The organism is Vibrio algarum, from assembly GCF_028204155.1.
GTDB classification, from domain to species: Bacteria; Pseudomonadota; Gammaproteobacteria; order Enterobacterales; family Vibrionaceae; genus Vibrio; species Vibrio algarum.
Map to the genome: position 1 here is coordinate 3,061,361 of NZ_JAQLOI010000001.1, position 18,997 is coordinate 3,080,357.

Annotated in this window: 18 protein-coding genes; 6 read left to right on the forward strand and 12 right to left on the reverse strand. The window is 40.8% G+C overall.

Annotated features, from left to right (window positions below; genetic code table 11):
- Positions 1-35 precede the first annotated feature (35 nt).
- Positions 36-635, forward strand: a complete 600-nt coding sequence (locus PGX00_RS14320) for a hypothetical protein (protein WP_272137563.1) — start codon at positions 36-38, stop codon at positions 633-635.
- Positions 636-729: 94 nt separating this feature from the next.
- On the opposite strand, the gene PGX00_RS14325 is transcribed toward PGX00_RS14320, so the two are convergent.
- Positions 730-1,635 carry a hydrogen peroxide-inducible genes activator gene (locus PGX00_RS14325; protein WP_272137566.1) on the reverse strand — a complete coding sequence of 302 codons (906 nt, stop codon included), beginning with the start codon at positions 1,633-1,635 and terminating at the stop codon, positions 730-732.
- Between the two features lie 197 nt (positions 1,636-1,832).
- Here PGX00_RS14325 and PGX00_RS14330 point away from each other — a divergent pair, with 197 nt between their 5' ends.
- Both PGX00_RS14330 and PGX00_RS14335 read left to right on the forward strand, forming a co-directional pair.
- Positions 1,833-2,438: a peroxiredoxin C gene (locus PGX00_RS14330; protein WP_272137568.1), complete on the forward strand. Its 606-nt coding sequence runs from the start codon at positions 1,833-1,835 to the stop codon at positions 2,436-2,438.
- Positions 2,439-2,649: 211 nt separating this feature from the next.
- Positions 2,650-3,393, forward strand: a complete 744-nt coding sequence (locus PGX00_RS14335; RefSeq protein ID WP_272137571.1) for a copper homeostasis protein CutC — start codon at positions 2,650-2,652, stop codon at positions 3,391-3,393.
- Positions 3,394-3,412: 19 nt separating this feature from the next.
- On the opposite strand, the gene PGX00_RS14340 is transcribed toward PGX00_RS14335, so the two are convergent.
- From PGX00_RS14340 to PGX00_RS14370, 7 genes are all read right to left on the reverse strand, one after another.
- Positions 3,413-4,579 (reverse strand): glutathionylspermidine synthase family protein, encoded by a 1,167-nt coding sequence (locus tag PGX00_RS14340; protein WP_272137573.1) that lies wholly within the window; start codon positions 4,577-4,579, stop codon positions 3,413-3,415.
- A 3-nt stretch (positions 4,580-4,582) separates the two neighbouring features.
- The gene (locus PGX00_RS14345; RefSeq protein ID WP_272137575.1) at positions 4,583-5,200 is read right to left on the reverse strand and encodes a DUF1190 domain-containing protein; all 618 of its coding nucleotides are present in this window, start codon (positions 5,198-5,200) and stop codon (positions 4,583-4,585) included.
- Positions 5,201-5,216: 16 nt separating this feature from the next.
- Positions 5,217-5,633 (reverse strand): DUF350 domain-containing protein, encoded by a 417-nt coding sequence (locus tag PGX00_RS14350; protein WP_272137577.1) that lies wholly within the window; start codon positions 5,631-5,633, stop codon positions 5,217-5,219.
- 44 nt (positions 5,634-5,677) lie between these two features.
- The gene (locus PGX00_RS14355; RefSeq protein ID WP_272137579.1) at positions 5,678-6,310 is read right to left on the reverse strand and encodes a YjfK family protein; all 633 of its coding nucleotides are present in this window, start codon (positions 6,308-6,310) and stop codon (positions 5,678-5,680) included.
- An 11-nt stretch (positions 6,311-6,321) separates the two neighbouring features.
- Positions 6,322-7,347, reverse strand: coding sequence for a potassium channel protein (locus PGX00_RS14360; protein ID WP_272137581.1), 1,026 nt, complete (start codon positions 7,345-7,347; stop codon positions 6,322-6,324).
- 119 nt (positions 7,348-7,466) lie between these two features.
- Positions 7,467-8,150: a PspA/IM30 family protein gene (locus PGX00_RS14365; RefSeq protein ID WP_272137583.1), complete on the reverse strand. Its 684-nt coding sequence runs from the start codon at positions 8,148-8,150 to the stop codon at positions 7,467-7,469.
- A complete protein-coding gene (locus PGX00_RS14370) occupies positions 8,150-8,566 on the reverse strand; it encodes a DUF2170 family protein (protein WP_272137585.1) in 417 nt (138 codons plus the stop codon). Before PGX00_RS14370 ends, PGX00_RS14365 begins: the two co-directional genes overlap by 1 nt.
- A gap of 249 nt (positions 8,567-8,815) precedes the next feature.
- Here PGX00_RS14370 and ppk2 point away from each other — a divergent pair, with 249 nt between their 5' ends.
- Positions 8,816-9,598 (forward strand): polyphosphate kinase 2, encoded by a 783-nt coding sequence (gene ppk2, locus PGX00_RS14375; RefSeq protein ID WP_272137587.1) that lies wholly within the window; start codon positions 8,816-8,818, stop codon positions 9,596-9,598.
- Between the two features lie 3 nt (positions 9,599-9,601).
- Here the strand turns inward: ppk2 and phoU are convergent, their stop codons facing one another.
- The 4 genes from phoU to PGX00_RS14395 all read right to left on the reverse strand — a co-directional run bounded on the left by phoU (position 9,602) and on the right by PGX00_RS14395 (position 15,172).
- Positions 9,602-10,300 (reverse strand): phosphate signaling complex protein PhoU, encoded by a 699-nt coding sequence (gene phoU / locus PGX00_RS14380; RefSeq protein WP_272137589.1) that lies wholly within the window; start codon positions 10,298-10,300, stop codon positions 9,602-9,604.
- A gap of 71 nt (positions 10,301-10,371) precedes the next feature.
- Complete coding sequence (pstB, locus tag PGX00_RS14385; RefSeq protein WP_272137592.1) at positions 10,372-11,190, reverse strand: phosphate ABC transporter ATP-binding protein PstB; 819 nt, start codon at positions 11,188-11,190, stop codon at positions 10,372-10,374.
- 2 nt (positions 11,191-11,192) lie between these two features.
- Positions 11,193-12,842, reverse strand: coding sequence for a phosphate ABC transporter permease PstA (gene pstA / locus PGX00_RS14390; protein WP_272137594.1), 1,650 nt, complete (start codon positions 12,840-12,842; stop codon positions 11,193-11,195).
- Positions 12,843-12,949: 107 nt separating this feature from the next.
- Positions 12,950-15,172 (reverse strand): ABC transporter permease subunit, encoded by a 2,223-nt coding sequence (locus tag PGX00_RS14395; RefSeq protein WP_272137596.1) that lies wholly within the window; start codon positions 15,170-15,172, stop codon positions 12,950-12,952.
- Between the two features lie 218 nt (positions 15,173-15,390).
- Here PGX00_RS14395 and ppk1 point away from each other — a divergent pair, with 218 nt between their 5' ends.
- The gene (gene ppk1, locus PGX00_RS14400) at positions 15,391-17,493 is read left to right on the forward strand and encodes a polyphosphate kinase 1 (RefSeq protein ID WP_272137598.1); all 2,103 of its coding nucleotides are present in this window, start codon (positions 15,391-15,393) and stop codon (positions 17,491-17,493) included.
- Positions 17,486-18,997 carry an exopolyphosphatase gene (ppx, locus tag PGX00_RS14405; protein WP_272137601.1) on the forward strand — a complete coding sequence of 504 codons (1,512 nt, stop codon included), beginning with the start codon at positions 17,486-17,488 and terminating at the stop codon, positions 18,995-18,997. The genes ppk1 and ppx overlap by 8 nt, the downstream gene beginning before the upstream one ends.

An 18,997-nucleotide genomic window follows, 5' to 3' on the forward strand; every position in this document is an offset into this window, starting at 1 on the left:
ATAACATGTGAACGACGGTTCGACTGAACACCTGAATGAGGATGCCTACGATGACTTTAGTTCCTAATCACCTTCAAGATGCAAAACAATTACTAACGTCTGATGGTTTTGAGACGAATGATATTTGGTATCACGGCACTTCTTCTGCTTTGCTCTCTTCAATTCAGGGGCAAGGACTAAAGCGTTCAGGGGATAAAGCTTTAAACCAAGCCGCCGTCAGTACAATGGCAACGATTGGTAATACCTATACAGAATCGCAAGAACCGGTTTTTCTAACTCAGAGCAAAGAGCTGGCCTATTACTGGGCCGAACAAGCCGTGCGTAACCGAAGTGTTCGCTTTGAAGGAAACGAAGAACCTGTTGTATTAGCGATAAACTTGTCTGATAAACAGCGAACCAAAATCAAACCCGATGTTGGGGCCGCAAGCTTGTTATTAATGAAAACAGGCGAGCAATTTATGGTCCATTTAGCCTCAATTTATGAGCGCTGTGGATTTGGTGCTCCTAATATCGATTTAATAAAAGCGGATAGAATGGATTATCTCAATAAACTAGGCATGGCCTATATTAACCAAGACATTAGCCTTGCTTGTATTGAGGTTTTAACAGACGACGTAGAGTGTGCTGTTGACTAACTAACCAGACAAGATTTCAGCATTGGAAGGCCAAGCCCAACTTCCAATGCTTTTTTCATTTAAATACCACGTCCTATTCAAATAAAAACAGACCTTACATTAGTTCAGAAACCACCTCTGCGAGTTGTTCAAACGTCTCATAACGTGAAGAGCTTGGTCTCCAAACAAGGCCAATATCTCGGTAAGCTTGTTGCCCTGGGGGATCAACCACAATTAGGTTTTGGTTTTCTAGTAAGCCATGTTCAATTGCCATTTGAGGGATAAACGTTGTCCCTAACCCATTGGCTACCATCTGCACCAAAGTATGTAAACTTGTGGCGGTAAACGGGTTAATTTTTTCTTTGTCTGTTAACTTACAGGCCGATACGGCATGCTCGGTTAAACAGTGCTCATTTTCCAATAAAAACACGGATTCATTAGGTAGCTCATTATATTTTATCGGCACTCGGATAGAATCTGCCTGATTGCGGCTAATGACCATCCTAAATGGATCTTGCCCCACTACCTTACTGTGCATATTTCCAATATCCACCGGTAGAGCTAAGATCAATACGTCCATCTCTCCGTGCTTCAATGCTTCCAATAGATTCGACGTCGTGTCTTCTCTTAATAACAAGTTCAGTTGAGGGAATCGTTGGTTTACCTCTTGAACCAAATCGCATAAAAGAAACGGTGCTATGGTAGGAATACAGCCAACTCTGAGTTGACCTTGCATTGTCTCACCTTGACATAATTTCCCTAGCTCGATCAGATCCTGACCTTTAGCCAACAGTTCCTTACCATGGGTCACGACCAGTTCGCCGGCCTGAGTAAATACCAGAGGACTTTTTTTATCTTTTTTCTCATAAAGGGGACAGCCAATCATCGCTTCGAGATTTTGAATACCTTTACTCAAGGTAGATTGACTAACAAAACATTTTTGAGCAGCATCACTAAAGTGCCGTGTTTCATGGAGTGTGACGATATAGTGAAGCTGTTTTAGGCTCGGCCATTTATTCATATAGTTTATCTTTGCAACCAATTAATTTGTTGTTAAATATCTCAATAAGACGCGAAATAACCTTATCGCTTTTTTCGATTAAATCAATCTATTTAATTCGCTTTTTTAGATGCTCTATTATGTACTATAGTTTGCTTGTCGGAACAGAAACTCAAACCATCTGGTTTAAGAACATACTTATTTTTAGGAGCAAGAAAATGGTACTAGTAGGACGTCAAGCCCCAGATTTTACTTCTGCAGCTGTTTTAGGTAACGGTGAAATCGTTGATAACTTCAACTTCGCAGAATTCACTAAAGGTAAAAAGGCGGTAGTATTCTTTTACCCACTAGATTTTACTTTTGTTTGCCCATCAGAGCTGATCGCTTTTGACAAACGCTTCCAAGATTTCCAAGACAAAGGTGTTGAAGTGATCGGCGTTTCTATCGATTCTCAATTCTCTCATAACGCTTGGCGTAACACTGCAATCGCAGACGGCGGTATTGGTAAAGTTAAGTACCCACTAGCAGCAGACGTTAAACATGAAATCTGCCAAGCATACGGTATCGAGCACCCAGAAGCTGGTGTAGCTTTCCGCGCTTCTTTCCTAATTGATGACGAAGGTGTTGTTCGTCACCAAGTAGTGAACGATCTTCCACTAGGTCGTAACATCGATGAAATGTTACGCATGGTAGACGCTTTAAACTTCCACCTTGAGCACGGCGAAGTTTGTCCAGCACAATGGGAAGAAGGCAAAGCAGGTATGGACGCAACGCCAACTGGTGTTGCAGCATTCCTAGCTGAGCACGAAGACGATTTAAAATAATTACTACTAAGCCTGTCCTCAACACAGGTTTATGGTTGGAAACATAAAAGCGTAAAACGCACGCCAATCAGTTATAAAGTAATAATCAGCCCAAGATCAAAACCCGAGCGAAAGCTTGGGTTTTTTATTTGCATCAAAGACACCTCTAGACTCAAAATGTTATCCCCTCTAAACTCACATGCGCAATAATATAAAAGTAAACGAGTTTTCCATGCCATACCAAATTGAAGTCTGTATCGATAATCTAGAGTCCCTGCGCAACGCAATAGCTGGCGGAGCAACCCGTATTGAGCTCTGTTCATCCTTAGCGCTTGGTGGTTTAACGCCTAGTTATGGATTTATGAAGAGAGCAGCTTTGATTTCGACTGTTCCTATATACGCCATGATCCGACCACGTCAAGGGGATTTTCTCTATGACAATGATGATGTTGAGGCAATGTTAGAAGACATTTACGTGGCAAAAAAAGCAGGCTTACAAGGTGTTGTTTTTGGTGCTCTGAATAGCGCTGGAGATATAGATATGGAAACCAGTCGTCTGTTGGTTAAAGCTTCAAGTGGCTTAGGGGTTACTTTTCATCGAGCAATAGATCAATGCTCCGATTATCGTCTTGCCATTGAAAATATTGCTGAATTAGGATGTGAGCGAATACTCACTTCTGGTTTATCGGCTAATGCAGTTGAGGGTAAAGAGATTATAAGCTCAATGATTGATCGATCTAAAGGCCGATTCTCGGTAATGGCTGGTGCAGGTGTCACTGCTACAAATGTGGCAGATATCGTCAAATCCACCGGCGTACGTGAACTTCACTTATCCGGAAAGTCGACAAGAATGACAAAGATGGCGTTATTTTCCGACAATGCAAAAATGGGGGCAGATGGTCTGGACGATTTTAAAATTCCAGTGACCGATGCTAAACAGATCCAAGCGTTAGTCATTGCGCTCAAATCTGTTTAGAAAGATAAGTGGACTCTGGTCAATCAAGAATAATATGTGGGATGTAACGTGATAGGTCTTGAGTCACTCTTGATGTATCTTCTCGAATAGACATACCTGCAGCTTTGTCGTTTATCAACCAACTGCCGATTAAAGTATAGTTATCACCAAATTTAGGTAAAGGGTGGTAGGCTTGATAAATAACGCCCTCTTCTCCATAAGGCCCACCCGTCTCAAGTGTTTTTTTGCCTTTTTCTATAATAGAAATATTAGCTCCCTCTCGAGCGAAAAGAGGTTTAATCACATAATCACCAAGAGTACTTATTTTTTTATCGTCAGGAAAAAACGCGGGGATAAGGTTTGGGTGATGAGGGAACATTTTCCAGAGTAATGGCAATAAGGCCTTATTGCTTACGATAGATTTCCACATCGGCTCAAGCCAATTGACCTTCGCCTCTTGCAAATTAGCCGCGTACTGCTCTCTGAACATAAACTCCCACGGATAAAGCTTAAACATCCAGCGAACGGCTTGATCATTTAGATCAACAAACTCATTTTTATTGTTTAGACCAATATCTTCAGTAAAAACAAAAGAAGTCGATAAACCGGCTTCTAGCGCACAATCTTCAATATATTGCACGGTACCACGATCTTCGACACTGTCTTTACAGCAACTAAAATGCAGGGTTTGCCCAGGCTGCTGTATAGCGATCTCTTGAAACCGTTCTATTAACAATTCTTGCAGGAGATTAAATTGGTCCGCATCTCGGCGAACCTGCTGGCTATCGACCATATCTTCCAGCCATAGCCATTGCCAAAAACCAGTTTCATAGAGTGACGTTGGCGTATCAGCATTATTTTCATATAGCTTTGCCACCCCTTTTCCATCATAGGCAAAATCTAAACGAGAATATAATGATGACTCTTTTTGCTTCCATGAAGTTAGGACGTTTTCCCACATCGGTTCTGGTATTTGAAATTTTCGCAACCAATACTCATCACCAACGACTTTATCCACCACCTGTAAACACATTTGATGGAGCTCTTCTGTCGGGTCTTCAATATCTTTTTCTATTTGTTCAAGGGTAAACTGATAGTAAGCGGTTTCATCCCAGTAAGGATCTTCGTAAACCGAATGAAAACCAAAACCGTACTCTTTTGCTAACGCTTTCCAGTGTTTTCTTTCTTTAGCGTTTACCCTTAACATCGCTTAACCGCCCCAACTCTTACTTGATGATGATTTGCTACTTCCCCAACTCGATTTAGCCGAAACAGTTGAACCGAAACCGCCTCTAGACATGGTTTTCGTTGCTGTCGGTTTTGGCTTCATCTGATCTCGCCCAACCTTAACCGTCGATTTGTTGTAGCGACTTGAGCCATAATCGTATCCATCTGAACTGACCCAACGATTGTGGAAAATGCTTCCCGGATAGCGAGAAGAATACATCGGTTGAGAATAATAAGGTCGGTTATTCGTCATCATGCGGGCAAACATGTACCCCGTCATCGCTGGCATAAACCAGCTTGAGCCAGGAGCTTGAACACAGGCGTTTGCACCAAACTCTTGCGAGCACTCATTCTCGGTATTGTATTTAGGCGCAGTACGACTCGACTCTTCCAACGCATATTCGTAAGCAGCCTTACATTGCTCGGCAAAATCTGGATTATCACCAACGCAATCATCAACACCTTGATAAATAGTGGCTTCTTCACTGTCACCACACCCTGCTAACATTGCCGATACAATGGCAACTGAAAGGGAGTTTTGTGCAAAAGGACGCCACGATTTTCGCATTCGTTGTAAAGATACTTGTTTGGTTTTTTTCATCCTCACAATCTCCTTATCAGTAAGTCATGCATGCAGCGTTTAACAACCCAACAGAAACTGACGTCGCGGCCATAACAATACCTGCAGGGATCTCACCTTGCTCTATTCGTTCGGAAACCTTTGGCATAAAGGTAAAACGAACTAAAAAGAAGGCCGCTATTTGAGCCAACAAAGCAATTACACCCCAAACGGCGAAATCAACAACATTGACAGAGTTACTTGCTGCACCTGAAATCGCCAAACTATAACCAAGTATGGACCCAGCTAATGCAATCGCTGCTGAAACGTTTTTTCCATCTTTAATGAGTGCCCACTCATCGTAAGGAGTAAACCGGACATAAATCACTTTAAAAAGTAGTAAAAATGCCAATGAAATAGAAAAATAGAGCAAAAATGCCCCAACATTTCCAATAGAATCTATGAGTAATTGCATTCTAGTCCCTTAATTTATTGTTTTGTTTATTTTTGCCATCATCATTAGCCAATGACTCTAAAATCAGTTGGAGATACATCAATGCTGGTACTAAAAACGACACTTCTTTGTGGCTGATTATTTTCAATTTTCTCTTCCGCAATTATTTGCAAACCTTCAAATAATTCCGGATTAATTTCTCTTTCGTATACCATGGCAAATTGATCGGTTTCACTAACACTGCCGTCTTCGAACCATGTTTTTTCCGTCATCGCTACTGGGCGTTCATTTTCCCAAACTTTGTAGAACGTTTGCTCGTCGAGAATCTTATTAGGTTTAACCAATTCTGACGCTAACCAATGTTCCCACTGCTTGTCACTATCGATTGGTTTTGTTTCATAAAAATAAACCAGCTTCACTTCAGCCACATCCGCATCTGACTTACCATTTTGTAGCACTTGAAAATAGCCATCATCATCAGTATAGAAACGTAGCAACCTCGTTTGTCCGTCGAGTTCTACCTCTCCAACCGCTTTTATGAGTTGTGTTCGAGCCGCACCTTCTATCGTGAGATACTCTTCGATTAAACGAAATTTGAGATCATCTAACTCAATTGCACCGCCCAATCGCAAACCAAGTACTTCAGGTGAACTCGGTTTCTGAGGCTGTTGTTCTTTCTTTTTAAACCAACCAAACATGTGCACTCCTACTAAGGCCAGTTAACATCGGTAATCCGCTCATCGGAGATATAGAAAAGGGTCATCCCTTCACTAACCTCTATTTTCAAGTTGGGGTTCACTTGAAGGCCACTACCATCATTAACAGCAATTAATATGGCATCATGGGTCTGTTTAAAAAAGTGGAATAAAACCTCAAATTGCGTTGCTGGATGATTTGAAGGATAAGTAATCGAATACTGAGTCATCCCTGTCGTTGTGCTTAGCAGCTCTTGATGAAGAGAACTCGACCCCGGGTCAACTGCAGACTTAGCAAGCATTTCAACTGAAACTGATGGAATACACTCTATATTTGGACAATGCTTCTTAAGAAGATTACTTAGTTCTTCATTGTTAAAATACGCCAAAATGTGTGCATCTGAATTTTGGCCGCTAGCAAAAAGTGCCGCACTTAACGTGACATCATCTTCTGGTGTATCAATAATAATGCAGCTGGCATCCGATATGCCTGCTCGTGCCATTTCGGCGCTATCTACATAGCTAGGAACCGAGACAAACTCAATAACACCTGGTAATGGATTCTCGATTTCCGCACAGGAGCACAATACAATTGCACGACTCTTCTTTTCTTCATGCAAAAGCATGTCTAACATATTTAATGTGCGCTTTTCGTTCCAACCGAGCACCAATATATGGTTCTTCATTTTAAGGCTCCGCTTCCCCATTATTCCTTTACGCCAAGATTCCACTAGCACACTCGCCACTTGTCCGACAGCGATGGCAAACAAGCCTAACCCTGCAGGGATAATAAATAACGAGGTGACCCACTTCCCAATATCAGTAGCAGGTGAGTAATCACCATACCCCACGGTAGAAGCCGTCACGACCAAATAGTAAATAAATACACTAAATGAATTGGTAAGATCAGACTCTCCAACGAGACGAAGTAAAATCCAACTTGTTGCTATATAACTAACCAGTAAGAAAGTCAGGTTTCTTCCGGTTAACTGACCTAAGTGACGAACCGTCCATTGACGCATCGCCAACCATAACGACATATTCGTTCCCTCTTATCAAATTACTTCTAGCTACGTAGGTGACATTAATGTCCCTATTTAAATGAACCGGTATAAACCAATAAAAGCACCTTACGATGCTTTCATTGATGCTCCGTTCTTTATTTTCCAAGAATCCGAGCTAATTCATCTTCTGCTGATGATTGCCCGGAGGTAATCCCAGCATCTGCTAGTTTTTTGTCTAATGAACTGCCAGACGCTTCATCGGCAATTTCTGCCGCAGCTTCAAGCTGTGCTGATCTTTCTTCCTGACGCTTTTTAATCCTATCCAATGACTCTACAGCGGTATGCATTTTTGCATTGGCGCCTACATTGGTAGCGGAAACAGCGGACTGCGCTTTCTGAACCGCTTCATTCGCTTTAACAACGTCGACCTGCTGCTCAAGCTGACGAAGTTTGTCTTTTGCTTGAGCGATATTGGTACTCATACTCTGTGCTGATGACTTAAATTGCTCTAAATAGACGCTTTCTGCATCTTGTTCGTTTCTTAAGTTCGCCACTTTTTGTGCACATTCAAGAGCAAGTTCTTGTTGGCCTTTTTCCATAGCCAAACGGGTATGGTTCTCATATTCAGCAATGCTTTGATTAAACGCATCGACTTTATTTTGTGACATCTTGCGCTTAGCAATAATACTCACTAAAGCTTCATCTGAACGGCGTAATTCTGCTTTCGCTTCTCTGATCTCTTGGTCTAGGATGCGCAAAGCTTGATTGTCAGCAACAGCTTCAGCAGCTTCATTTGCGCCACCCTTTACGGCTGAGAATAGTTTTTTCCAAACACTCATTATTCACTCTCCACTGTTTGTCCACTATCCACTAAGTACTCTTGATATAACTCGATGAACGCTTCGACATTACGGAACAAGGTTGCCACTTCAATAATGACACTTTCTAATTTTGACTGAGATGAAAGAGAGCCAAACGCAACATAATACTCATCACCATCAATCTCATTAATACCGATTGTTGTTAACGAGAACATCTTATGGGTTTTCAGCACATATTCATTAAGTGCTTGCGGATTCTTGACGAGATCTTTGCTAAATAGAAGAACCTCGACAAGGATCTGCTCGCCCGATATGGCAAGAAAAGCGTCGATATTATCTTCATTGGTAATGACTAATGTATTTTCATTTTCTTTAACTACCCAACCGTCATGCTCTTTAAGAGCTGAGATTAGATCTGGAGATTGACAAATCATAGTTCCACCGTATCTATTAAGAAAAACCGTATGTTATTGAAATAAAAAATATATTTTAATGACAGTAAATCACAGTCTACTCATTGATATACACCCTGTCCATAGCAGAATGTGAGCTATGGAATCATTCAAATGTTACTTTTTTTCATAAGTTAAATCTAACTGTAGTCGTGTTCTCAGTTTCATTTAGCAAAACTTTTTCTTTTTCTGATACTTGCTAACATAATGATAACAACGAGGAGACTTTGTATGGCAAAAACGGATAAAAAAGTATACGAAAAAGAATTAGAAAAACTTCAAATTGAACTGGTTAAGCTGCAAAGCTGGATACAACAAGAAGGGCTCAAAGTCGTCGTTATTTTTGAAGGCCGAGACGCGGCTGGTAAAGGTGGCGTAATAAAAAGAATAACGGAAAAATTGAACCCTCGTATTTGTCGAGTCGCAGCCCTTCCTGCCCCAACAGAAAAAGAGAAAACACAATGGTATTTTCAACGCTACGTAGCGCACCTACCTGCCGCGGGCGAAATGGTTCTTTTTGACCGAAGTTGGTACAACCGTGCTGGGGTTGAGAAGGTAATGGGTTTTTGCAACGATGACCAATACGAAGAATTTTTACGATCCTGCCCTGAATTTGAACGCATGCTAAGCCGTTCTGGCATTATACTTTTAAAATATTGGTTTTCGGTCTCCGATGAAGAACAAGAAAAACGCTTCTTAGAAAGAATCAACACCCCGATCAAACGCTGGAAATTCAGCCCTATGGATCTGGAGTCTCGAAGTCGTTGGGCTGAATATTCTGAAGCAAAGGATAAAATGTTTAATTACACCGACACTAAGCAATGTCCATGGTGGGTCGTTGAGTCAGATGATAAGAAACGAGCAAGACTTAACTGTATCAGCCACTTACTGTCTAGTATTGAATACCATGACATTATATTCCCTGAAATTGAACTCCCCGAAATAAACAAAGAAGGTTATATAAGAGCGCCTATCGAAGAGCAATCTTATGTACCGGAATATTTAGAAAAGTAGATATTATTTGATGTGCTCATATATATCATCTTCATCGAGATGACGCACATCTTTGCCTTTCACAAAATAGATTATGTATTCACAAATATTCTGACAACGATCACCGACACGTTCAATAGCTCTTGCAGACCACATAACTTGTAAAATACTAGGAATGTTTTTCGGATTTTCCATCATATTTTTGGTCAATTGTGCAATCACGGCTTTGTATTCTATATCCAGATTATTATCGAGCTTATACACATCGGCTGCCGCATCGACATCCATCCGAGCAAAAGCATCAAGAACTTGATGCAACATAGCGATAGCTTGACGGCTTAATGTCTCTAAAGACACATGATAGTGTTTATGCTTGGTTGACGGTGTTTCTAGCGCTACTCGTGCGATTCGAGCTGCCACATCACCAATACGCTCTAAATCGGTAATCGTTTTAATAATCGCCATAACCAAGCGTAAATCTTTCGCTGTAGGCTGCCGTTTAGCGATGATCAGAGTGCAAGCTTCATCAATAGAAACTTCCATCGCATTTACCTTATGGTCGTCATGTATTACTTTTTGCGCTAACTCCATGTCTTCTTTGTTTAGTGCTTGCATCGAGTAGGATAGCTGCTGCTCCACCAATCCCCCCATGGTTAAAACATGGGTTCGAATGGATTCGAGTTCTACATTAAACTGCCCAGAAATGTGACGACCAAAGTGCATTATTTACCTTTTAAGTTAGCGATTTGATGTAAGTTAGCGATTTCATCTTATTTTTATTCTACGTAAACAGTTTAACCATATCGACCGGTAATGTAATCCTCAGTACGCTTTTTCGTAGGAGAGGTAAATATCGAGTCTGTATCGCTGTACTCAATCAGTTTGCCTAAATGAACAAACGCAGTATGGTCACTCACTCTCGCTGCTTGCTGCATATTATGAGTGACAATGACTACTGTGTACTTGGTCTTTAGATCGTTGATTAATTCTTCAATGGTTAATGTAGATATCGGGTCCAATGCTGATGTTGGCTCATCTAATAATAGCACTTCAGGTTCTATGGCTATCGCTCTTGCGATAACTAATCGTTGCTGCTGACCACCTGAAAGTCCAAATGCATTCTCATGCAGTCTGTCTTTTACTTCATCCCATAGAGCGGCAGCACGTAATGAACTTTCCACTGCATCATCTAGCGTTCTTGCGGTTTTAACACCTTTCAGTCTAAGGCCATAAACCACATTTTCGTAAATAGATTTGGGGAAAGGATTCGGTCTCTGAAAAACCATACCAACACGTCGTCTTAACGTAGCAACATCGACATCGTCTTGATAAACATTTTTACCATGTAAATAAACACTTCCGTCGACTCGACATCCTTCAACGAGATCATTCATCCGGTTAATACAGCGTAAGAGCGTAGATTTCCCACATCCCGATGGTCCAATAAACGCGGTTACTTTCCCTTTAGGAATTCGCATTGAAATATCGCTAAGCGCCCGACTATTTCTATAGTGCAGATTTAATTTCTCTATAGAGATAGCCGTATCTTTATCGGATAAATTTTGCACATCTAAAGGTGGCTCATAGCCTAATGTTGAACTGACTGAAAACATGATTAATCTTGTCCTAAAACACGGTATTTTTCTCGCAAATTATTACGAATATTAATGGCCGTTAAATTAAGCCCAACAACAACCATAACAAGCAAAAAGGAGGTTGCATATACTAGTGGCCTAGCCGCTTCAATATTTGGAGTCTGGAAACCGACATCATATATATGATAACCAAGGTGCATGAATTTACGTTCAAGATGCACGAATGGGTAGTGACTATCAACTGGTAGGCTTGGCGCTAATTTAGCCACGCCAACGAGCATAAGCGGAGCAACCTCTCCTGCGGCTCGTGCCACGGCTAAGATCAATCCAGTAATGATGGCTGGACTAGCCAGAGGTAACACTATTCTCCATAACGTTTCGAACTGTGTTGCGCCTAGCGCATAAGAACCATCTCTCACAGATAAAGGAATGCGTCCTAACCCTTCCTCTGTAGAGACGATAACAACAGGTAATGTAAGCAGTGCTAACGTTAATGCTGACCAAAGTATTCCGGGTGTACCAAATGTTGGTGTCGGCAGTTTATCCGCATAAAAAAACTCATCTATAGAACCACCAATGCTATAAACAAAGAAGCCAAGTCCAAATACACCATAAACAATGGAAGGAACGCCGGCAAGGTTGATAACCGCAACTCGAATGATGCGAGTTAGTGCGTTATTTTCTGCGTATTCATGTAAGTAAACGGCAGCCAACACTCCTAATGGAGTAACGATAATGGACATCATTAGAACCAAGAAAACCGTACCAAATATCGCAGGAAAAACACCACCTTCTGAATTCGCTTCTCTGGGATCATCTAATAGAAATTTTAGGGCTTGATTTGCCCAGTGCACAGTTTTTTCAAAATAGGTCATATCATTAGGATACCAAGCATCCAGAATGTCGATTAAAGGTATCTGATGAATACTACCGGACATTTCTTCCACGACTAAATATTCACTTTTTAGCTTAGAACGTATTTGAGCTAATTTAGACTCCGCCTCCGAGATAAGTGATTCTAACGCTTTCTTTTTTTCATCGTACTCATCCAAATAAGCTGGTGTTAGCTTCCCATTAAACTCTACTTTTCTTTTTTGAAGCCTTATCTGGCTAAGCTCCCAACCAATTTCACGAACTTCAACATTGAGAATACGATCCATCTCTACTCGTAATGCGTCCGCAAAATCAACACCATATCTCAAATGAGACCTTACATCCGAGCTATATCGACCGTGTTCAGTGACGTACTCTACTGGCCGACCAAAAAAAGAACCGTTTTGAATTCTCTCTAAAACAACCCACTCTTTTGGGTGTTCTGGCTCTGACAAATTAGGTTCTAATACTGCGATAAAATCGAGCGGATATAATTCTCTGTTAGCAATTTTAATACTGAGTTGTTCTACGCTTCCATCTTCAATTATCTGCTCTGGCAAGTTTTCTTGTCCGTGAGAAAGCCTTGAAACCGGTATTGTGGCACGCTGATAAACCTGACCTACAATTTGATTACCGTTTTCGTTTGTCCATACAGATAAAGGCATAGGCCAAAAATAAACCAAACCTTTCCAGCCAATCAATAATAGCAGGCCGAAAACAGATATCAGACTAACGCTGACTGCTCCACCTGTAAGCCAAATCCAAGGCTTTCCTGATTTTATCCACTGAAAAAGCACGTTTATTTTATTCCTATGATTTCTAACGATTTGAATCTAAACAACTACATGGATACTTTTCTCAGCGAGAAAGCTGTTATATAGCGCTGTATCAATTTAACCAAAACCTACATCGAACTGTATTTATCTTTAAGTCTTTGCCTGACTAACTCAGCGAGAGAATTAACTGCAAAAGTGAAGATAAATAAAATAAGTGCAGCCAAAAATAGAACGCGATAATGCGTATCGCCCACTTCTGTTTCCGGCATTTCAACCGCGATAGTTGCGGAAAGACTTCTCATCCCTTCAAAGATACTAAAGTCCATAATTGGTGTATTACCTGTCGCCATAAGCACGATCATCGTTTCACCTACTGCTCGACCGAGGCCTATCATTATCGCTGAGAATATACCCGGACTCGCGGTAAGTAGCACCACATATAATAACGTTTGCCATTGCGTGGCTCCTAATGCCAGTGAACCATCTGAAAGATGTTTTGGCACAGAAAAAATCGCATCTTCGGCAATGGTAAATATTGTTGGTATAACGGCAAAACCCATTGCGATACCAACAACCAACGCATTCCTCTGATCGTAATTTATCCCATGGTCAGCAAGGAACACTCGAACATCGCCTTCAAATAACCAACGTTCAATATGAACTGAATAGACAATGCTGCAATAACTCACGATGAGGATGACAGGAATAAGGACAATGACATGCCAACCAACTGGTAGCTCACGCATTATCTTTTTCGGAATTATCCCCCAAAGTAAACTCATTACTATCGCTGATACGGGCAACATAATGAGTAGCACCACCACTCCTGTAAGGTAGGTTTCCACTATAGGAGCCAACCACAATCCAGCGAGAAAACCAATAATCACGGTTGGAAGTGCTTCCATAATTTCTATCGATGGCTTAACGACTTTTCTCATTGAAGATGACATGAAATAGGCCGTGTAGATTGCCCCAAACACGGCTAACGGTACAGAAAACAGCATTGCATAGAAAGTCGCCTTCAACGTACCAAATGCAATCGGAACCAAGCTAAACTTGGCTTCGAAGTCATCGCTAGCGGAAGTTGACTGCCAGACGTATTGAGGTTCTGGATAGCTTTCATACCAAACTTCTCTCCAGATAGAGGAAAAGGTAACTTCTGGATGCGCGTTTTTCAGTTCATGAATGAATAGTTTGTCGTCATTAAGGCCAATGAGATAGCTTTCATTATTAGACATCGCAACGGCATCTGGTAAGTTCGAATAAACTTGGCCTGAAAAAAGTTGATTCTCACTCGTCGAATAAAAACTTTGCATTAAACCGTTGTCTGTAAAACTGTAAAATCCTTTACGATAGGTGTCTGTCAAAAGAATTTGATTACCTTCTCTCAACGAAAACTCTCGAATTTTAGTCAGTACTCGTTCACCACTTTTTAGCACATCAAACCATTGTGAAACGGTATTGTCTCTGTGTGTAACAAGTATTGAGTGCGCTCCAGAAAGCAGATTGATTTGCTTAACAGCTTTGTTGACATTTCCACGAGATAAATCGACAAATTCTCTGGCTTGAAAGTCATTTTTAACGAGCTGAGCTATCATCAATCCATCTTCCGATATAAGGAACAACTGTTTTCCGTCCGGAGAAACATTCAGTTGATCGATACGAGAAGGTAATACTGGCAAATTCAGTTTATCTACTTGCCATGTTAACTCGGCGGATTCTGGATGATTTTGTTGACTTACTCTAACCGCATTTACCTCACCAGAAGCGGATACTGCGACAAAGATGCCAACATCATCTTGAACAGAAAAGGCAAACTGTTTTATCGGGTTTCGTTTATCATCAACGACTATCGGATTTCCGTCATTAAAAACCTTTAGATTAGGAGTAAGAATGCGTCCGTCTCCGGTGAACGACACGTTATATCTAGGTTTTACAGCGAGAACCTCTCCGATACTATTTGAATAACCATACCACCCTTGAGATTGAGCACTTTTTGCGAATGCGACTGGTTTTTTAAGAATACTAGTCGTCAATAATGTTTTAGCCACACCTTCTTCAAATCCAATATATTTCAGTTGACCCGTATCATCGAAAACAAACGCATTTTCGCCATAATCTCCAACACCGATACCGATCGTTTTATTCTGTTGTTGATAGTTATAGTCGGATTTTAGGTTTACTTCTGCACTTGAGAATACCGGCAGGACCATAGAGACAAGATAGAAAAAAATAAGAAGAATAGCTGCAAGGATACCAATGCCACCACTTTTCACGATAATACGAGCTAGGCGATCTTTAAGGTATCGAACCTTGTCTCGTTCATTTAATGAAAACTCGGCGTTTGCCATGGCGAAATTTATCCTTTTTATCAGCGTCTCAATAATATTTCGTTTACGTGACAGTTACATTACAATGAGTATGTAGATAACTGAAAAATGTCAGCAATAATCAAAGTAGGCAGCATTGAAATAATTATGTAACAAAAAGGGCCTACCTTTCACTATCTATTTTTCCCTGTTTTAGGGTTCACCGGTAAAAACACCCTTAATATTTGTCGGAAGGTATCATGAGTGCAGAAAAACTTTATATCGATAAAGAGTTGAGTTGGCTATCATTTAACGAACGTGTATTACAAGAAGCAGCAGATAAAAACGTACCGTTAATAGAACGTATTCGTTTTTTAGGTATCTATTCAAATAATTTCGATGAATTTTACAAAGTCCGTTTTTCTGATGTAAAACGAAGAATCCTTATTGCTCAAGAACGCGGAAACCAAGATGATGGTAAAAACCTCCTTGCGAAGATGCAATCCAAAGCGGCTCAACTAGAAAAAGACTTTGACGAATTATACAACGAATTACTCTTAGAAATGGCTCGTCGCCGTATATTTTTAGTCAACGAAACCCAATTAAGCGAACCGCAAGAAAAATGGATAAGAAAGTACTTCAAAGAAGAGGTATTACCCCATATATCCCCTCTCATAATGACTGAAGATATAGACGTACTGTCATTCTTAAAGGATGAATACGCCTACCTAACCGTTGAAATGAGGAAGAAAAAGAAAAAAGACAAAGCGCAATATGCTCTTATCGAGATCCCAACGGATCAATTACCTCGTTTTGTTATGGTTCCCGAACAAAAAGGGAAGCGTCGTAAAACTATCATCTTACTCGACAATATCATTCGTTACTGCCTAGATGACATCTTCCAAGGCTTCTTTGAGTATGAAGAGTTGCACTGCTACTCAATGAAGATGACTCGTGATGCAGAATATGACTTAGGGTTCGAAGTTGAACATAGCTTGTTAGAGCAAATGTCCGAAGGTGTCGCACAGCGTTTAACCGCTATGCCTGTACGCTTTGTCTATGAGCGAGATATGCCCAAAGAGATGCTTTATTTCTTGTGTGAGGCACTTAAAATATCTAACTATGACAGTCTGATAGCGGGTGGCCGTTACCATAACTTCAAAGATTTTATTGGCTTCCCAAATGTAGGTAGAGATTATCTAGAAAACAAACCTCTGCCACCACTTACCTGCGCAGATTTTGAAGGCTATAACAACAGTTTTGAAGCAATAAAAGCCAAAGATATCCTGTTGCATTACCCCTACCATACCTTCGATCATGTCGCAGAATTAGTTCGCCAAGCCTCTTTTGACCCTAAGGTTCGTGGTATTAAAATTAATATCTATCGCGTAGCTAAACACTCCAAACTTATGAACTCACTGATTGATGCTGTTCACAGTGGTAAAGATGTAACGGTTGTAGTGGAGCTTCAAGCGCGCTTCGATGAAGAAGCGAATATCGAATGGTCCAAAGTATTAACCGACGCTGGAGTTCACGTTCAGTTTGGTGCTCCCGGCCTTAAGATACATTCAAAATTATTGCTGATCTCTCGCCGAGAAGATGGTGAGATTGTTCGCTACGCCCACGTAGGTACAGGTAACTTTCATGAAAAAACAGCTCGTATCTATACCGACTTTGCGTTGTTAACCGCAGACAAAGACATCGTCGAAGAAGTACGCAACGTATTTGGCTACATTGAAAACCCTTATCGCCCGGTTAAATTCAATCACTTAATTGTCTCTCCTCGTAATTCCAGAAGTCGACTTTATAAATTGATTGACCAAGAAATTGCAAACCAGAAACTGGGTAAAAAAACAGGTATTACACTTAAGGTTAACAACTTAGTGGACAAAGGATTAATCAGCAAACTGTATGGCGCGAGCGCGGCAGGTGTAAAAATAAAGATGATAATTCGCGGTATGTGCTCGCTTGTTCCTGGAGTAGAGGGAATTAGTGACAATATTGAAATCATTAGTATCGTAGATCGCTTCTTAGAGCATCCACGAGTAATAATCTGTGAAAACGACGGCGACCCATCCGTTCACATCTCTTCTGCAGATTGGATGACACGTAACATTGATTATCGGATAGAAGTTACGGTCCCTGTGCGTGATGAAAGGCTTAAGCAACGTATTATAGATATAATCAATATTCAATTCACAGATACGATGAAAGCTCGTATTATCGATAGCAATATGAGTAACAATTATGTTTCTCGTGGTAATCGGAAGAAGATCCGCTCTCAACTGGCTATATATGATTATATTAAGCACGTTGAAAAACAGACCAGAAAAGACAATGAGACACTTTTAGAAGATGAATGAAAAAATAGACCTTCAAAGACGTAGAGTGGCAGCAATCGATTTAGGTTCAAACAGCTTTCATATGGTTGTTGCGCATATTGTTGGAGAAGATCTACAAATCGTGAGTCGTCACAAGCAACGTGTGCGGCTTGCTTCTGGTTTAAACCCGAAAGACAAGCTACTTAATGAAGAGTCTATCGTTCGAGGCTTAGAATGCCTGACGATGTTTGCAGAACGTCTACAAGGGTTTAAACCCGAGAATGTCCGAATTGCAGCAACCCACACATTAAGACAAGCACGAAATGCCAACATTTTTATGCGCCGAGCCCGAGAAGTACTGCCCTTTCCGATAGAAATCATTTCAGGTGTTGAGGAGGCTCGTCTTATTTACGCCGGCGTTGCTCATACCCAACCAGAATCAAAAAGTAAACTCGTCATTGATATTGGTGGTGGTAGCACAGAAATGATCATCGGCCAAGAATTCGAGCCAGAATTAGTTAATAGCACACTAATGGGTTGTGTCAGTTTTACGAATCAATTTTTTGCCAATGGAAAGCTATCTAAAGGCAACTTCGCTCACGCTAGCATCGCTAGCCAACAAAGATTTGAGTCACTTGTTAAACCTTATCGCAAAAAGGGCTGGGAAGCTGCCATTGGATCATCAGGCACGATTAAAGCAATACGGGAAGTGTTAATTGGCCTAGGTTTTGAAGATGGTGTGATTACTCAAAAACGTCTCGTGAAGCTTATTGATACGCTTTGTGCATTTGATTCTATCGACGACATTGATCTTCAAGGTTTAACCATCGAACGTAAGCCCGTGTTTGCAGCAGGTGTTGCTATCCTTGAATCTATCGTTACTGGCCTTGGTATTAAAGAACTGCATTTTTCCGACGGGGCATTACGTGAAGGTTTGTTATACGAAATGGAAGAACGCTTTGAGCGTTCAGATATTCGTATGCGAACCACAGAGTATCTTGCTCGAAAACACATCGTCGATTTAAATCATGCCGACAGAGTGAGAAAACAAGCGATTAGCTTTTTAAAACAAGTTTCTTCTGAAACAGGAATCAAGAAAAGTGGTGAACTCGCCTCTTTACTTGGTTGGGGTGCTCTTTTGCATGAAGTGGGACTGAGTATCAGCTACCAAGGGCTTCATCGTCACTCTAGTTATATATTGCAACACACAACAATGCCTGGATTTAACCAAGAGCAGCAACTTGTACTTGCCACTCTCGCTCGCTTTCAGCGCAAATCGCTTAAACTGCAAGAGATGCAAGAGTTTAATCTATTCAAAAAGAAACAGATTATTCAACTGATTCGAATTTTGCGCCTTGCCATTGTATTGAATGGTCAACGCAACGAAGAAGGCCTACCAGAGCTAACACTCAACATCAAAAATGATGACCATTGGAAAATCGAGTGTGAAGATATAGATTGGCTCGAAAACAACAAACTCCTTCAAGCCGACTTGAAAACAGAAAGTGATTTTTGGCAGAAAGTGGATTGGAAGATTAGTTTTTAA

Excerpts from the sequence above, each read along its gene's own strand:
- PGX00_RS14320 (WP_272137563.1), top strand. The coding sequence starts at position 36 with ATGAGGATGCCTACGATGACTTTAGTTCCTAATCACCTTCAAGATGCA.
- PGX00_RS14325 (WP_272137566.1), bottom strand. The coding sequence starts at position 1,635 with ATGAATAAATGGCCGAGCCTAAAACAGCTTCACTATATCGTCACACTC.
- PGX00_RS14330 (WP_272137568.1), top strand. The coding sequence starts at position 1,833 with ATGGTACTAGTAGGACGTCAAGCCCCAGATTTTACTTCTGCAGCTGTT.
- PGX00_RS14335 (WP_272137571.1), top strand. The coding sequence starts at position 2,650 with ATGCCATACCAAATTGAAGTCTGTATCGATAATCTAGAGTCCCTGCGC.
- PGX00_RS14340 (WP_272137573.1), bottom strand. The coding sequence starts at position 4,579 with ATGTTAAGGGTAAACGCTAAAGAAAGAAAACACTGGAAAGCGTTAGCA.
- PGX00_RS14345 (WP_272137575.1), bottom strand. The coding sequence starts at position 5,200 with ATGAAAAAAACCAAACAAGTATCTTTACAACGAATGCGAAAATCGTGG.
- PGX00_RS14350 (WP_272137577.1), bottom strand. The coding sequence starts at position 5,633 with ATGCAATTACTCATAGATTCTATTGGAAATGTTGGGGCATTTTTGCTC.
- PGX00_RS14355 (WP_272137579.1), bottom strand. The coding sequence starts at position 6,310 with ATGTTTGGTTGGTTTAAAAAGAAAGAACAACAGCCTCAGAAACCGAGT.
- PGX00_RS14360 (WP_272137581.1), bottom strand. The coding sequence starts at position 7,347 with ATGTCGTTATGGTTGGCGATGCGTCAATGGACGGTTCGTCACTTAGGT.
- PGX00_RS14365 (WP_272137583.1), bottom strand. The coding sequence starts at position 8,150 with ATGAGTGTTTGGAAAAAACTATTCTCAGCCGTAAAGGGTGGCGCAAAT.
- PGX00_RS14370 (WP_272137585.1), bottom strand. The coding sequence starts at position 8,566 with ATGATTTGTCAATCTCCAGATCTAATCTCAGCTCTTAAAGAGCATGAC.
- ppk2 (WP_272137587.1), top strand. The coding sequence starts at position 8,816 with ATGGCAAAAACGGATAAAAAAGTATACGAAAAAGAATTAGAAAAACTT.
- phoU (WP_272137589.1), bottom strand. The coding sequence starts at position 10,300 with ATGCACTTTGGTCGTCACATTTCTGGGCAGTTTAATGTAGAACTCGAA.
- pstB (WP_272137592.1), bottom strand. The coding sequence starts at position 11,190 with ATGTTTTCAGTCAGTTCAACATTAGGCTATGAGCCACCTTTAGATGTG.
- PGX00_RS14395 (WP_272137596.1), bottom strand. The coding sequence starts at position 15,172 with ATGGCAAACGCCGAGTTTTCATTAAATGAACGAGACAAGGTTCGATAC.
- ppk1 (WP_272137598.1), top strand. The coding sequence starts at position 15,391 with ATGAGTGCAGAAAAACTTTATATCGATAAAGAGTTGAGTTGGCTATCA.
- ppx (WP_272137601.1), top strand. The coding sequence starts at position 17,486 with ATGAATGAAAAAATAGACCTTCAAAGACGTAGAGTGGCAGCAATCGAT.